Raw genomic sequence first — 13,842 nt, forward strand, 5'->3', positions numbered from 1 at the left:
GGCCTGCTGCGGCTCCTGCTGCTGGGCCTGCTGCGGCTCCGGCTGCTCGGCCGGGGCCGCCTGGGCCTGCGGCTCGGGCGCCTCCTGCTGATCCTGCGCGGCCGGGGCGCCGCCGCCGGACGGCGCCTCGCCCTCGTCCCCGATGACGGCGAGTTCGGCACCGACCTCGACGGTCTCGTCCTCGGCGACGGTGATGCTGGTCAGAACGCCCGAGGCGGGCGAGGGGATCTCGGTGTCGACCTTGTCGGTCGACACCTCCAGGAGCGGCTCGTCGGTCTCGACGCGCTCGCCCTCCTTCTTGAGCCAGCGGGTGACGGTGCCCTCGGTGACGCTCTCGCCGAGCTGGGGCATGGTGACGGAGACCGGCATGTCTCAGCGACTCCTTCGGAATACTCGCACGGCGTTCAGCCGTGCACGTGCAGTGGTTTGCCGGCGAGGGCGAGGTGTGCCTCGCCGACCGCCTCGGACTGGGTCGGGTGGGGGTGGATCAGCTGGGCGACCTCGCCGGGCAGGGCCTCCCAGTTGTAGATGAGCTGGCCCTCCGCGATGAGTTCGCCGACGCGCGGGCCGACCATGTGGATGCCGAGGACGGGACCGTCCACGGCCGCGATCACCTTGACCTCGCCCTGCGCCCCCAGGATCTTGCTCTTGGGGTTGCCCGCGAGGTCGTAGGCGACCTCCTTGATCTCGTACCCGCGTTCACGGGCCACGGCGGACGTGATGCCGACCGAGGCCACCTCGGGTTCGGAGTAGGTGATGCGGGGGACGCCGTCGTAGTCGATCGGGGCCGGGGCCAGGCCGCCGAGCCGCTCGGCGACGAGGATGCCCTCGGCGAAGCCGGCATGGGCGAGCTGCGGTGTCTGGATCAGGTCGCCGACCGCCGAGATCGTGGGGACGTTCGTCCGGCAGTACTCGTCGACCTTGACGAAGCCGCCCTCGGTCTCGACGCCGGCCTCGGCCAGGCCGATGCCCTCGGAGACGGGGGCGCGCCCCACCGCGACCAGCAGCAGCTCCGCGTCGACGTTCTTGCCGCCCTCCAGGGTGACGGAGACGCCGCCTTGCGTCGGCTTGACGCTCTCGAAGCGGGTGCCGACCTCGAACTTGATGCCGCGCTTGCGGAACGCCCGCTCCAGCCGCTTCGAGCCGGACTCCTCCTCCAGCGGCAGCAGGTGCGGGAGGGCCTCGATGATGGTGACCTCCGCGCCGAACGAGCGCCACACGCTGGCGAACTCGACGCCGATCACGCCGCCGCCGAGGACGACGACCGACCCCGGGACGCGGTCGAGCCGCAGCGCGTGGTCGCTGGAGATGATCCGCTCGCCGTCGATCTCCAGGCCGGGCAGCGACTTGGGCACCGCTCCCGTGCCGAGCACGATGTGGCGTCCCTCGATCGTCCGGGCCTCACCGCCGTTGGTGGTCACCTCCACCGTGGTCGGGCCGCTCAACCGCCCGGCGCCGTGCACGACCTCGATGCCCCGCGTCTTGATCAGACCGGTGAGGCCCTTGACGGTCGTCGAGACGACCTTGTCCTTGTAGGCGTTCACGCCGACGATGTCGATGCCCTCGAACGTGGCCTTCACGCCGAACTTGGCGGCTTCGCGGGACTGGTCCGCCACCTCGGCCGCGTGCAGCAGCGCCTTGGTGGGAATGCATCCGCGGTTGAGGCACGTCCCGCCGAGGGACTCGTCCCGCTCGATGAGCGCGACGGACTTGCCGAGCTCGGCGGCGCGCAGCGCACACGCGTATCCGCCGCTGCCGGCACCTAGGACGACGATGTCGAAGGGGCCGCTGTCAGCCACTGGTCCGCTCCCTTTCCCCGGTTGTGGCACCGCGTGGATCGAGGCGCCCTGGGCGGGACGGGGCGCACCGGTACCCGGGCCCCCACCGCCACGAGAAATCTATTCTGTTCTCCACCCGATGACAGCGGGCGGGCCCCCTACAGAATTCCGGCCGCGACGTCCTCCGCGATCTGGATGAGCGTCCGGGCCGCGGCGCCGGTGCCGCCCTTCGGGGTGTAGCCGTAGGGCTCGCCCTTGTTGAACGCCGGCCCCGCGATGTCGAGGTGCGCCCACCTGACGCCGTCCGGCACGAACTCCTTGAGGAACGTCCCGGCGACGAGCATTCCGCCCCACCGCTCGCCGCTGATGTTGGCGATGTCGGCGACCGCCGAGTCGAGGCCCTTGCGCAGCTCCGCCGGGAGCGGCATGCCCCACGACGGCTCCCCGGCGCGATCGGCCGCCGCGACCACCTTCTCACGGACGTCGTCGTCGTTGGCCATGACCCCGGTGGTCCGGGTTCCGAGCGCGACGAGCTGCGCGCCGGTCAGCGTGGCCACGTCGACGATCAGGTCGGGGGAGTCCTCGCCCGAGCGGACGAGGGCGTCGGCCAGGACCAGGCGCCCCTCGGCGTCGGTGTTGAGGACCTCGACGGTCTTGCCGCCGTAGATGCGCAGCACGTCGGACGGGCGCTGGGCGGTGCCGCTCGGCATGTTCTCGGCGATGGCCAGGTAGCCGACCACGTTGACCTTGGGGGCGAGCCCGGCGATGCCGGCCAGCGCGCCGAGCACCGCCGCCGCGCCGCCCATGTCGGACTTCATCCAGTCCATGGCCTCCGCGGGCTTGAGGGACAGGCCGCCGGAGTCGAACGTGATGCCCTTGCCGACGAGGGCGAGGGTCTTGGACGCCTCGGGGTGGGTGTAGGAGAGGCGGACGAGCCGCGGCGGGTTGACCGAGCCCTGCCCGACGCCCGCGATGCCGCCGTAGCCGCCTTCCACCAGGCCCTTCTCGTCGAGCACCTCGATGGACAGGCCGGTCTCCCCGGCGACCCGCTCGGCCTCGTCGGCGAGGTCCTCGGGGGACAGGTGCGACGGCGGCGTGTTGACCAGGTCGCGGACGAGCCGGACCGAGGCGGCGAGGGTCCGCGCGCGTTCGACGGCGGCCTCTCCGGAGGCGGAGGTGACCAGCCGGATCTCCTCGACCGGGCTCTTGTGCTCGTCGCCGGTGCGGTAGGAGTCGAAGGAGTAGGCGCCGAGCAGCGCGCCCAGCGCGACGGCCTCGATGCCCTCGGCGGAGCCGTCGCCCGACGCGGCGGGCAGCGCGACGGCGACCCTGGCGGTGCCGGCGAGGGAGCGGATCGCGGCGCCGGCGGCGCGGCGCACGTCCTCGGCGGCGGGGCTGTCGCCGAGCCCCACGGCGACGACGACCTTGGCGGTGACGGCGCCGAGCGCGGGCAGCTTGGTGATCTCCCCGGCCTTGCCGGTGGCGCCCAGCGCGCCCAGCGCCTCCGCGAGCCTCCCGTCCAGCGCGCGGTCGAGGTCCTCGGAGCCGGCGGCCGGGGCGGGGCCCGCCTCGGCTGGGGCGACGCCGATCACGATCGCGTCGACGTCGATGCCGGCCAGGTTTCCGCTGTCAAGGCTGATGGTCGTCACGTAGCACGATGTTAGTCCTCCCGGTGACCGGTTTCGTCCTTTTGGATCAAGCATTGCGCGTCCCGGGGGCTCAGCGGCCCGGCGGGACGGCGGCGAGAACGATCAGTGCGGCCGTGGTCGCGACCTCCACCAGAGCGCCCAGGACGTCGCCGGTCACGCCGCCGAGGCGGCGGACCGCGTGGCGGAGCAGCAGGAGCGCGGCGGCCGTGGCGGCGGCCACCGCGGCCACGGCGTGCACGGCGCCGCCGAGACCTCCGGCCGCCGCCCCGGCCGCCGTGGCGGCGACCACGACCGCCGCGGTGACGGCGGCCGCGGCGCGGGCGGGAACGGTGCCGGCCACCGTGGCGCCGAGGCCGCCGGGACGCGCGGACGGGACTCCGGTGCGGCAGGCCCAGGGGAGCGCGAGGCGTCCGGCGGCCGCCGCGATCAGCACCGCCACGGCGGGATCGGGGGCCGCGGCCAGGGCGGCGACCTGGATCAGCAGCGTCAGCAGGAGGGTGACGACGCCGAACGGGCCGATGTCGGACCGCTTCATGATCGTCAACGCCTCGCCGGCGGGCCGCCCGCTGCCCAGGCCGTCGGCGAGGTCGGCCAGGCCGTCCAGGTGCAGGGCGCGCGTGACCGCCGCCATCACGGCCACGGCGAGTGCGGCCGCCGGCAGACCCGGCATGCCGAGCAGGCCGCCCGCGAGCAGGACCAGGGCGGCCGCGCCGCCGGCGATCAGGCCGACCGCCGGGGCGAGCAGCATGGCCGCGCGTGCGGTGCCCCGGTCGATCCGCTCCGTCCCGGCCGGGACGACGGTGAGCAGCGTGACCGCCAGCCGCAGACCGGCGATCATCCGAGCTCCATGACGCGCCCCGCCATGACCAGCGCCGCGTCCTCGGACTCGGCCGCGAGCATCCGGTTGATCCCGCCGAGCATGTCGCGGAACGCGCGTCCGGACGGTGTCGCGGGCACCAGCGACAGGCCGACCTCGTCGCTCACGGCGACCACGCGCGCCCGCGTCCCGCGCCATGCCGCGACCAGATCGTCCAGAAGCGGCTGGACGAGCCGCGGGTCGTCCCATGCGGCGGCCTCGTCCATCGCGGCGGCGAGCCATGTGCCGATGCCGTCCACCAGTACCGCCCCCGTCGCGGACTCCAGGACACCCGTCAGGTCGGTCGTCTCGGCGGTGCGCCACCATGCCGGACGGCGGAGCCGATGGGCGGCGACACGTTCGTTCCATTCCGCGTCGTCGTCGCTGACCGGGCCGGTCGCGACGTAGAGGACCTCGGGGCAGGCGGCCAGACGGAGTTCCGCCTCGGCGGACTTGCCTGACCGCGTCCCGCCCAGGAGGAGGGTCCGGTGCGGGCCCTCCTGGGGGGCGTTCCAGAAGGCCATGCGGCGTGTCAGTTCGGCGGAAGACGGGACGCGGTGGTTCACGTGAATGGCCACCACGTCCGTCTTGGACGTGGCCGCTCCCATGTGCCGCAAATAGCCCAGGTGTTCTGGGGAACCCGCGAGGTCCAGCAGGACGGCGTCGTACCGGACATCCGCCGCAGGCTCCGGTCTGGCGCCTGGGGAGCCCGCCACCAGAACCCGTTCGCCGTGCGGGCCGCGGAACTCGTATCCGCCGGGTACGTCCGTGCGGTGGCAGTCTTCGAGCGGCACACCGTCGATGACGGCTCCGAACGGCTCATGCCGGACGCCGGCGGCGCGCAGGCGGTTGCACGACGCGCAGCGGCACCCCTGCTCGGGCCAGCCTTCCGGAGCGGCGACGCCGCGAAGTTCGATGTTCATCTTGTCCCGAACCCTACGATTACGCTCACCTGGAAGGATCACGACGTCCCCGTCAGGAGGACTCCGGTGGGCAACCCCCCGAACGCACCATGGCCGGGCGCGCAGCCGCCCTACGGCCCACCGCCCGGCGCCCCGGGCGGCCCACCCGGAGGTCCCCCGCCGGGCGGGCCCGGCTGGCAGCCCGGCCCTCCCGGGCCACAGCCCCCGCCACGGGGCAAGGGCGGCGGCGCCGGCCTGGCGATCGCGCTGGGCGCCGGCGGCCTGGTCCTGGTGCTGGCCGCGGCCACGGTCCTCTTCTTCGCCTTCCAGGGCGACAGCGGCGACGGGGGAGGCGGAGGCGATCTCCAGCTGAAGGCGGGGAAGATCGCTGGGGGCGCCGAGGCCACGCCGCTGCCCGACGGGAGCCTGGCGATGGCCCGCCCAGGCGTCACGTCCCCCGTCGTGGACGTCTACGAGGACTTCGCCTGCCCGCACTGCGGCGACTTCGACCGCAAGCACGACCCCATGCTCAAGGAGCTGGCGGTCTCCGGGGACGCCAAGGTGGTCTTCCGCCCGATGCTGGTCTTCAACGAGAGCAACCAGCCGGCGCACGACAACTCGCTCCGCGCGGCGGCCGCGCTGCGCTGCGTCGGAGACGGCGCGCGATGGCTCTCCTACCAGGACGCCCTCTACGCCAACCAGCCGTCCTCCCTCACCTCGGCCGGCTACCCGAAGGAGGACCTGATCTCCTTCGCCGCCGAACTCGGGATCACCGGTGACGACTTCACATCATGCGTCGAGTCCCAGCGCTACGCCGAGAGCGTGAAGAAGGTCAGCCAGGGCTACATATCCTCCGGCGTCCAGGGAACCCCCAGCGTGCAGGTGAACGGCCGCACCCTGAGCTCATCCGAGATCGACACCCCGGACGCGATGCGCCGGGCCATCCAGGCCGCGTCCTAGGAAAGCGCTAGTCTCACCGCTACTAGGGAGGTGGGCGCGATGGCGTGGAGCTGGCGTTTGGAGAGGGCCGACGGACGCACGGTCGGCGTGTCGGAGGAGACCTTCTCCACTCAGGCCGACGCGGAGAGCTGGCTGGGAGAGAACTGGCGGGGGCTGCGCGCCGAGGAGGTCGACAAGGTGACCTTGCTGGACGGCGAGTCGCTCGTCTACGAGATGAGCCTGCACGACCCGGAGTGACCGGACGCGGAGGGCCGCGGGGCGATCGGCTCCGCGGCCCTCGCGGGGGGCCGTCAGGGGCGGCGGTCCGGGCTGACGGTCTTGCCGGGGTCGCGGATGACGACCGGGTCGAGGATGGCGTCGATCCGCTTCAGCACGTCGGCGTCGAGCTTGACGCCGGCCGCCTTCACGTTGTCGGCGACCTGTTCCGGACGGGTCGCGCCCACGATCGCCGACGACACGTTCGGGTTCTGGAGCGTCCAGGCGATGGCGAGCTGAGCCATCGACAGCCCGAGGTCGTCCGCGATCGGCCGCAGTTCCTGCACGCGTGCCAGCAGGTCGTCGTTCAGGTAGCGCTTGATCATGTCGGCGCCGCCCTTGTCGTCGGTGGCGCGCGACCCCTCGGGCAGCGGCCGCCCCGGCTCGTACTTGCCGGTCAGGACGCCCTGCGCGATCGGAGACCAGACGATCTGGCCGATGCCCTCCCGCTCGCACAGCGGGACGACCTCGCCCTCGATGACCCGCCACAGCATCGAGTACTGCGGCTGGCTCGAGACGATCCGGTCGAACCCCATCTCGTCGGCGATCCTGAGGGCGCGTTCGATCTCCTCGGCCCGCCACTCCGAGACGCCGACGTAGAGGACCTTGCCCTGCCGGACGAGGTCGTCGAACGCCCGCAGCGTCTCTTCCAGGGGCGTCTCGTAGTCGAACCGGTGGGCCTGGTAGAGGTCCACGTAGTCGGTCCCGAGGCGGCGCAGGGAGCCGTGGGCGGACTCCATGATGTGCTTGCGCGACAGGCCCCGGTCGTTCACGCCGGGACCGGTGGGCCAGTAGACCTTGGTGAAGATCTCCAGCCCCTCGCGGCGCTGCCCCTTGAGCGCGCGCCCGAGGACGTCCTCGGCGCGCGTGCCGGCGTAGGCGTCGGCGGTGTCGAAGGTGGTGATCCCCTCGTCGAGGGCCGCCCGCACGCACGCGCGTGCCGCGTCCTCCTCGACCTGGGAGCCGTGGGTGAGCCAGTTGCCGTACGCGATCTCGCTGATCTTCAGACCGCTCCGGCCCAGTTTTCGGAACTCCATGGCCCGACCCTAGCCCGCCGGTGATCCGATGGATCCGGCCGCGGGCCGCCCGGTCAGACCTTGTCCTTCTCCCCGATCTTCACTTGCGGGTTGGGGATCCGCAGCCGCCGGATCTGCATGGCGCGCATCGCGGCGTACATGCCGACGCCCTTGGCGCTCTCCTCGGGATAGCGCTCGGCGGCCAGCCTCTTGATGCCGCGGCTCAGCAGGATGCCCTCGGCGAACACGACGAAGAGCAGCAGCGGCGGCGCGAACAGCACGAGCAGCCGGGCGACCGGGATCGGCATCACGCTCAGCAGCACGATCGCGAACATGGCGTACATGAGGTAGGAGCCGACGGTCCGCCGCGAGTCGACGTAGTCGCGGGCGAGCCTGCGCACCGGGCCCTTGTCCCGCTTGAGCAGGTGCGCCTCGTCGCCCTTGGCCATGCCGGCGCGGACCTTGGTGCGGTCGGCCGCCTGCTTCTCCCGCATCTTCTTGTAGGCCTCTTTGCGGGTGGCCGGTGCGGTGATCGGCTGCCTGCGGAGTTTCTCGGCATCCCTGCGCTTGGGCGTGGGGCGGCCCTTGCCTCCCGGCTTTACTACCTGAGGAGGATTCGCCGGGGCCTCAGGGGTACGACGCTTGAACACGGGATCAGCCTACCGGGCTGCGAACATCGTGGCTGCCTCGCGCGTTAACGCGTAGGGTGATAAGAACCCCAGCAGTGGTCATTGAGCCCAGTTCACGACTGAGGCGACAGCACGAAGGGACCGGCGCCGCGCGATGAGCGTGATGAAAAGAATGTCGATGATCTTCAAGGCCAAGGCCAACAAGGCGTTGGACCGGGCGGAGGATCCTCGTGAGACCCTCGATTACTCCTACCAGCGACAGCTGGAGATGCTGCAGAAGGTCCGTCGCGGGGTCGCCGACGTCGCCACCTCGCGCAAGCGTCTCGAGCTGCAGATCAACCAACTTGAACAGCAGCAGGAGAAACTGACCGACCAGGGTAAGAAGGCGCTGCAGGTCGGTCGTGAGGACCTCGCCCGCGAGGCGCTCACCCGCCGGTCCGGCCTGGAGAGCCAGCTGAACGACCTGCGCGTCCAGTATCAGCAGCTGCAGGGCGAGGAGGAGAAGCTCACGCTCGCCTCCCAGCGGCTCCAGGCCAAGGTCGACTCCTTCCGGACCCGCAAGGAGACGATCAAGGCGACCTACACGGCCGCCGAGGCGCAGACCAAGGTCAACGAGGCGTTCTCCGGCATCTCCGAGGAGATGGGCGACGTCGGCCTGGCGATCCAGCGCGCCGAGGAGAAGACCGACACCATGAAGGCCCGCGCCGGCGCGATCGACGAGCTGCTGGCCTCGGGCGCCCTTGAGGACTTCTCCGGTCCGAAGGACGACATCCAGGCCGAGCTGGACCAGATGGCCTCCGGCCCCGGCGTCGACATGGAGCTGGAGCGGCTCAAGGCCGAACTCGGCCAGGGCCCGGCGCCCAAGGAGCTGAACGAGGGCACGCCGACCGCGCAGCCGCAGCAGCAGGACACCCCGCAGCAGGCCCAGTGGCCGCAGAAGCCGGGGGGTGCCCAGTGATCGTCCGCCTGATGGGTGAGGGCCAGCTGGACGTGGCCGATGAGGACCTCTCCGCCCTCAACACGCTCGACGACGAGCTCGAGTCGGCGATCGAGTCGGGCGACGAGACGACCTTCCGCGCCGCGCTGCACGCGCTGCTGGAGAACGTCCGCAAGGTGGGCAAGCCGCTTCCGGCGGACAGCCTGGCGCCGTCCGAGCTGATCCTTCCGCCGTCGGACGCGCACATCGACGAGGTGCGCTCGATGCTGGGGGACGAGGGCCTGATTCCCGACTGACACGCACCGGACCCGGCGGTCCCCCCCGGTCGAACTGGACAGTCAGGCACAAAACCCGGGTCTCGTGCGTTGTGACAACTGAATAACGAAATCGGGGAACCATCAGGGGGTGGCCGCATGGCCAGTACGCGCTACGCCTCCGACAGGGGGCTGACGTCGCGCATGCTCGTGACGATGTTCCTGCTGGGGCTGGTCTACGTCGTCTTCGTGGGGGCGTTCTTCGTCTTCGTGCCCGAGTGGGCGTTCGTCGCGCTGGCCGTGGCGGGGCTTTTCCTGCTCGCTCAGTACTTCTTCTCGGACAAGATGACGCTGTTCGCCATGCACGGCAAGATCGTCTCCCCGGAGGAGGCGCCAGAGCTGCACGGCGTCATCGACCGGATCTGTGCGATGTCGGACGCTCCGAAGCCCGGGGTCGCGATCGCCGACACCGACGTGCCGAACGCGTTCGCCACCGGGCGCAACCAGAAGAAGGCCGTCGTCTGCGTCACCACCGGGCTGCTGCGCCGCCTCGACCCGGTCGAGCTGGAGGGCGTCCTCGCGCACGAGATGGCGCACGTCGCCCACAAGGACGTCGCGGTCATGACGATCGCCTCGTTCCTCGGCATCTGCGCGGGCCTGATCACCCGCTTCGGCCTGTACGCCGGCCTTTGGGGCGGCTTCGGACGCCGGAGCAATGACCAGAACACCGGCCTGATCCTGCTGGTGGTGGTCGCGGCCAGCGCCCTGGCCTACGCGATCAGCTTCATGCTCACCCGGGCACTGTCGCGCTACCGGGAGCTGTCGGCCGACCGGGCGGCCGCGCTGCTGACCGGCCGCCCCTCCGCGCTGGCCAGCGCGCTGACGAAGGTCAACGGGGAGATCGCGCGGATCCCGACCAAGGACCTGCGCTCTTCGCAGGCGTTCAACGCGTTCTTCTTCACCCCGGCGCTCGGCAAGGGTGTCAGCGTCTCGGCGCTGTTCTCCACCCACCCGCCGCTGGACAAGCGGCTCGCCCAGCTCTCGAAGATCTCCGACCAGCTCAGCAGGGGAGTCTGACCCGTGGGTTTCCTGGACACGCTGCTCGGCCGCTCCAAGCCGGTCAAGCCCGACCTCGACCGGATCTTCGGGCTGTCGACGGCCGCCATCACGCTGGAGGCCGCGACGGGCTTCACCCCGACCGGGCTGGGCTCGGTGTGCTTCCGCGCCGCGGAGGGCGGGGCGTTCGCGCGGCTGCAGCGCGACGTCCAGGAGCTGCTGGACGCCGACGAGGGCCCCAAGGTCGAGATCAGCACCGACTCCTACGGCTACACCTGGCTGCTCGCCAAGCACCGGACCGACGAGCTGCCCGACCTCGTCACCGACCTGCACGCGGTGAACGCGACGCTGGAGTCCGGCGGGTTCGGCCCGCACCTGCTGTGCTCCCTGGCCGGCTTCCGCGGCCCCGACGGCCAGCGTCTCGCCCTCGTCTACCTCTACAAGCGGGGCACGTTCTACCCCTTCGCCCCGCTGCCCGGAGACAAGCGGGACAACGCGCTGGAGCTGCAGGTGCGCGGTGCCGTCGGCGCCGACCTGCCGTTCGAGGACGACCTCGGCCGCTGGTTCCCCCTTTGGGGCGCCCCCGGCCTGTGATCCCGGCTCCCGGGGTCGTAACCCCGTAACCATCTTGTATCCGGGATTTGTGTCATAAGACGCTGAACGCCGTGCCCGGCCGTTCTAGCGTCAGGCCATGGCGCCCTCCCGTGACGCACCCGACTCCGGGCTGGCCTGGCGGATGCTCGCCACGACGGTCCTGGTCGCGCTCGTGTACGCGGCCGCCGTGCTGCCCGCGTTCCTCGCCGGTCCGGTGTGGGGCGCGGCCGCGGCGGCCGCGGCGGTGGCCCTCGCGGTCGTCTCGACCCGGGCGGCGGACCGGCTGGCGCTGTACGCGATGGACGCGCGCCCGGTCGGCAGCGATGAGGAGCCGGAGCTGCACGCCGTCCTTGACCGGCTGTGCATGTCGTCCGGCCTCCCCAAGCCCCGCCTCGCCGTCTCCCCGCTGAAGATGCCCAACGCGTTCGCCGCCGGGTCGGGCACCGGCTCGGCGGTGGTGTGCGTCACCGACGGGCTGCGCTCGCGCCTCGAACCGGCCGAGCTCGCCGCCGTCCTCGCCCATGAGACGGCGCACGTCGCCAACCGGGACGTGCTCGTCGGGGCGATCGCCGCGTTCCCCGGCCTGTGCGCCGGACTGGTCCTCGGCTGGTGGACGGGCCTCGTCACCGGCCGGGACAGGCACGGCGCCGGACGCGCCGCGGCGGTGGCGGGCGGGGTCCTGCTGCTGCCGCTCGGGGTGGCGGCGGCGGTGCTGCACGGCGTCGGGACGCTGGTCGGGCTCGCTCTGTCGCGGTACCGGGAGCTGTGCGCCGACTCCACGGGCGCGCTGCTGACCGGGCGTCCCGCGGACCTCGCGTCCGCCCTCGGCAAGGTCGACGAGGGTCTGCGGGACGCGTCCCGGAACGACCTGCGGGCGCTGCGCCCGGTGAGCGCCCTGTGCGTGGTCGGGGTGCGCGGCGGGAGCGTGGACGGCCTGCTGTCCAGCCACCCGACGCTGCGGGCGCGCACGGAACGGCTGTCGGCCCTCTCCTGGCGGCTCGCGAGCGGCGGCTGACGTGCGGATCCTGGACGGGCTGCTCGGGCGCCGCGAGCCCGGCTTGCCCGACCTCGACCGGCTGTTCGAGCTGCCCGCCGCCGCGCCGGCGCTGGAGGCCGCGACGGGCTTCGCCCCGGACGGCACGGGCGCCGTCTGCCATCGCCTCGTGGAGGGCGGGCCGTTCGGCGCGTTCGACCGCGCCCAGCGGGACGTGGTCCGGCTGCTGCACGGCGACGGGACCCGCGAGACGGGCCTGAGCGCGGGCCCCCACGGCTGGGGATGGGCGCACGTCACCCGCCCCCCGGACGCGTTCGAGCGGCTGATCTCCGACCTGCAAATGGTCAACGCCACGCTGACCGCAGCCGGATACGGGCCGTACCTGCTGTGCACGGTCGCCGGCTTCCGCAGGAGGGACGAGCCGCAGCGGCTCCTCCTGGTCCATTCACCGGGCCGCGGGACGTTCTACCCGTTCGCCCCCGGCGTCCCCGGCGAGGCAGGCGAGCCGGGGACGCGCCGCCGCAACAACCTGGTCGAGACGCACGCCCGCGACGCCCTCGCCCACGACCTGACCATGGAGCCGGACACCGCCCGCTGGTTCCCAGTATGGGACGCCCCCGGCGTGTCCTGAGATGCGTTCCTGCAAACTAAAGCGCGAGCATTTGGTTCAGGGCCGTGCGGGCGTGGTAGGTGGTCTCCTCGTCCACCTCGATGACGTTCTGCACGTCGCCGCGGGCCAGCGACTCCAGCGACAGCACCAGGTGCGGCAGGTCGATCCGGTTCATCGTCGAGCAGTAGCAGACGGTCTTGTCGAGGAACGTGACGTGCTTGTCCGGGTGCGCGTTCGCCAGCCGCCGGACGAGGTTCAGCTCGGTCCCGATGGCCCAGGACGATCCCGGCTCGGCCCCCTCGATCGCCTTGATGATGTACTCGGTCGAGCCGACCTGGTCCGCGGCGGTGACGACCTCGTGGCGGCACTCGGGGTGCACCAGGACGTTCACGCCGGGGACGCGCTCCCTGACCTCGTTCACGGACTCCGTGGTGAACCGGCCGTGCACCGAGCAGTGGCCGCGCCAGAGGATCATCTTGGCGTCCTGCAGCTGCCGTGGTGTCAGGCCGCCCTCGCGGCGGTGCGGGCTGTAGACCACGCAGTCGTCCAGGGAGAAGCCCATCTGCAGGACCGCGGTGTTGCGTCCGAGGTGCTGGTCGGGCAGGAACAGGACCTTCTTGCCCTTCCCGTAGGCCCAGTCCAGGGCGCGCTTGGCGTTGGACGAGGTGCACACCACGCCGCCGTGCCGTCCGACGAACGCCTTGATGTCGGCCGAGGAGTTCATGTACGTGACCGGGACCACGTCGTCGGCGACGCCCGCGTCCTCCAGGACGTCCCAGCAGTCCTCGACCTGGTCGAAAGTGGCCATGTCGGCCATCGAGCAGCCCGCGCCGAGGTCGGGCAGGATCACCCGCTGGTGCGGCGCGGTCAGGATGTCGGCCGACTCGGCCATGAAGTGGACGCCGCAGAACACGATGTAGGGCGCCTCGGGCCGGGCCGCCGCCTTCTGGGCCAGCTTGAACGAGTCGCCGGTGACGTCCGCGAACTGGATCACCTCGTCCCGCTGGTAGTGGTGGCCGAGCACGAACACCTTCTCGCCGAGGGCGGCCTTGGCGGCGCGGGCCCGCTCGACCAGCGCGGGGTCGGAGGCCGGGGGCAGTTCGCCGGGGCAGTCCACGCCTCGTTCGCTGGCGGGATCGGCGCCGCCGCCGAGCAGCAGCAGTTGGGTGGTCACGGCGGTCTCCCTTCACGACGGGGCTTATCGTCGTTTTGACGACTAATGATGGCACATCCCCGGCCCGCCCGGGGTGTGACGTAGACCGCACCATCGCCTAGCGTTAGAGGAGGCAGATAAGCGGAATGGCCATGTAGCGAGGTACGTTGTCCTACGGGAAGGGGCGTACGCGTCCTCG

16 protein-coding genes are annotated in these 13,842 nt (G+C 71.8%); 8 read left to right on the forward strand and 8 right to left on the reverse strand.

Annotated elements, in window-relative coordinates:
* The 5 genes from E1285_RS07925 to E1285_RS07945 all read right to left on the reverse strand — a co-directional run.
* On the reverse strand, positions 1-369 hold a 369-nt coding region (locus E1285_RS07925; RefSeq protein WP_347814064.1), incomplete at its 3' end, for a biotin/lipoyl-containing protein.
* 35 nt (positions 370-404) lie between these two features.
* A complete protein-coding gene (gene lpdA / locus E1285_RS07930; RefSeq protein WP_132149642.1) occupies positions 405-1,799 on the reverse strand; it encodes a dihydrolipoyl dehydrogenase in 1,395 nt (464 codons plus the stop codon).
* Between the two features lie 137 nt (positions 1,800-1,936).
* Positions 1,937-3,427, reverse strand: coding sequence for a leucyl aminopeptidase (locus E1285_RS07935; protein ID WP_243722631.1), 1,491 nt, complete (start codon positions 3,425-3,427; stop codon positions 1,937-1,939).
* A 70-nt stretch (positions 3,428-3,497) separates the two neighbouring features.
* Positions 3,498-4,265, reverse strand: coding sequence for an adenosylcobinamide-GDP ribazoletransferase (locus E1285_RS07940; RefSeq protein WP_132149646.1), 768 nt, complete (start codon positions 4,263-4,265; stop codon positions 3,498-3,500).
* On the reverse strand, positions 4,262-5,206 hold the full coding sequence (locus E1285_RS07945; RefSeq protein ID WP_132149648.1) for a bifunctional adenosylcobinamide kinase/adenosylcobinamide-phosphate guanylyltransferase: 945 nt from the start codon (positions 5,204-5,206) through the stop codon (positions 4,262-4,264). Before E1285_RS07945 ends, E1285_RS07940 begins: the two co-directional genes overlap by 4 nt.
* Positions 5,207-5,272: 66 nt before the next feature.
* Here E1285_RS07945 and E1285_RS07955 point away from each other — a divergent pair, with 66 nt between their 5' ends.
* Positions 5,273-6,145 carry a thioredoxin domain-containing protein gene (locus E1285_RS07955; protein ID WP_165966505.1) on the forward strand — a complete coding sequence of 291 codons (873 nt, stop codon included), beginning with the start codon at positions 5,273-5,275 and terminating at the stop codon, positions 6,143-6,145.
* A gap of 57 nt (positions 6,146-6,202) precedes the next feature.
* Positions 6,203-6,382 (forward strand): hypothetical protein, encoded by a 180-nt coding sequence (locus tag E1285_RS07960; protein WP_347814065.1) that lies wholly within the window; start codon positions 6,203-6,205, stop codon positions 6,380-6,382.
* Between the two features lie 53 nt (positions 6,383-6,435).
* On the opposite strand, the gene E1285_RS07965 is transcribed toward E1285_RS07960, so the two are convergent.
* A complete protein-coding gene (locus tag E1285_RS07965) occupies positions 6,436-7,437 on the reverse strand; it encodes an aldo/keto reductase family protein (protein WP_132149654.1) in 1,002 nt (333 codons plus the stop codon).
* Between the two features lie 53 nt (positions 7,438-7,490).
* The gene (locus tag E1285_RS07970; RefSeq protein WP_132149656.1) at positions 7,491-8,066 is read right to left on the reverse strand and encodes a DUF3043 domain-containing protein; all 576 of its coding nucleotides are present in this window, start codon (positions 8,064-8,066) and stop codon (positions 7,491-7,493) included.
* 133 nt (positions 8,067-8,199) lie between these two features.
* Here E1285_RS07970 and E1285_RS07975 point away from each other — a divergent pair, with 133 nt between their 5' ends.
* The 6 genes from E1285_RS07975 (at position 8,200) to E1285_RS08000 (ending at position 12,511) form a co-directional block, all read left to right on the forward strand.
* Positions 8,200-9,003: a PspA/IM30 family protein gene (locus tag E1285_RS07975; protein ID WP_132149658.1), complete on the forward strand. Its 804-nt coding sequence runs from the start codon at positions 8,200-8,202 to the stop codon at positions 9,001-9,003.
* A complete protein-coding gene (locus tag E1285_RS07980; protein ID WP_132149660.1) occupies positions 9,000-9,278 on the forward strand; it encodes a hypothetical protein in 279 nt (92 codons plus the stop codon). Before E1285_RS07975 ends, E1285_RS07980 begins: the two co-directional genes overlap by 4 nt.
* A gap of 117 nt (positions 9,279-9,395) precedes the next feature.
* A complete protein-coding gene (gene htpX / locus E1285_RS07985; RefSeq protein ID WP_132149662.1) occupies positions 9,396-10,313 on the forward strand; it encodes a zinc metalloprotease HtpX in 918 nt (305 codons plus the stop codon).
* Between the two features lie 3 nt (positions 10,314-10,316).
* A complete protein-coding gene (locus tag E1285_RS07990; RefSeq protein ID WP_132149664.1) occupies positions 10,317-10,886 on the forward strand; it encodes a hypothetical protein in 570 nt (189 codons plus the stop codon).
* Positions 10,887-10,983: 97 nt separating this feature from the next.
* The gene (locus tag E1285_RS07995) at positions 10,984-11,901 is read left to right on the forward strand and encodes a M48 family metalloprotease (protein ID WP_132149666.1); all 918 of its coding nucleotides are present in this window, start codon (positions 10,984-10,986) and stop codon (positions 11,899-11,901) included.
* 1 nt (position 11,902) lies between these two features.
* The gene (locus tag E1285_RS08000) at positions 11,903-12,511 is read left to right on the forward strand and encodes a hypothetical protein (protein ID WP_132149668.1); all 609 of its coding nucleotides are present in this window, start codon (positions 11,903-11,905) and stop codon (positions 12,509-12,511) included.
* Positions 12,512-12,527: 16 nt separating this feature from the next.
* On the opposite strand, the gene nadA is transcribed toward E1285_RS08000, so the two are convergent.
* Entirely contained in the window at positions 12,528-13,664 is a 1,137-nt protein-coding gene (gene nadA / locus E1285_RS08005; RefSeq protein ID WP_132149670.1) for a quinolinate synthase NadA, read from the reverse strand.
* Positions 13,665-13,842: the final 178 nt, after the last annotated feature.

Source organism: Actinomadura sp. 7K507, from assembly GCF_004348425.1.
In the GTDB taxonomy this organism is placed as follows: domain Bacteria; phylum Actinomycetota; class Actinomycetes; order Streptosporangiales; family Streptosporangiaceae; genus Spirillospora.

Coding starts and splice junctions, on each gene's coding strand:
- E1285_RS07940 (WP_132149646.1), bottom strand. CDS start 4,265: ATGATCGCCGGTCTGCGGCTGGCGGTCACGCTGCTCACCGTCGTCCCG.
- E1285_RS07945 (WP_132149648.1), bottom strand. CDS start 5,206: ATGAACATCGAACTTCGCGGCGTCGCCGCTCCGGAAGGCTGGCCCGAG.
- E1285_RS07965 (WP_132149654.1), bottom strand. CDS start 7,437: ATGGAGTTCCGAAAACTGGGCCGGAGCGGTCTGAAGATCAGCGAGATC.
- E1285_RS07975 (WP_132149658.1), top strand. CDS start 8,200: ATGAGCGTGATGAAAAGAATGTCGATGATCTTCAAGGCCAAGGCCAAC.
- htpX (WP_132149662.1), top strand. CDS start 9,396: ATGGCCAGTACGCGCTACGCCTCCGACAGGGGGCTGACGTCGCGCATG.
- E1285_RS07995 (WP_132149666.1), top strand. CDS start 10,984: ATGGCGCCCTCCCGTGACGCACCCGACTCCGGGCTGGCCTGGCGGATG.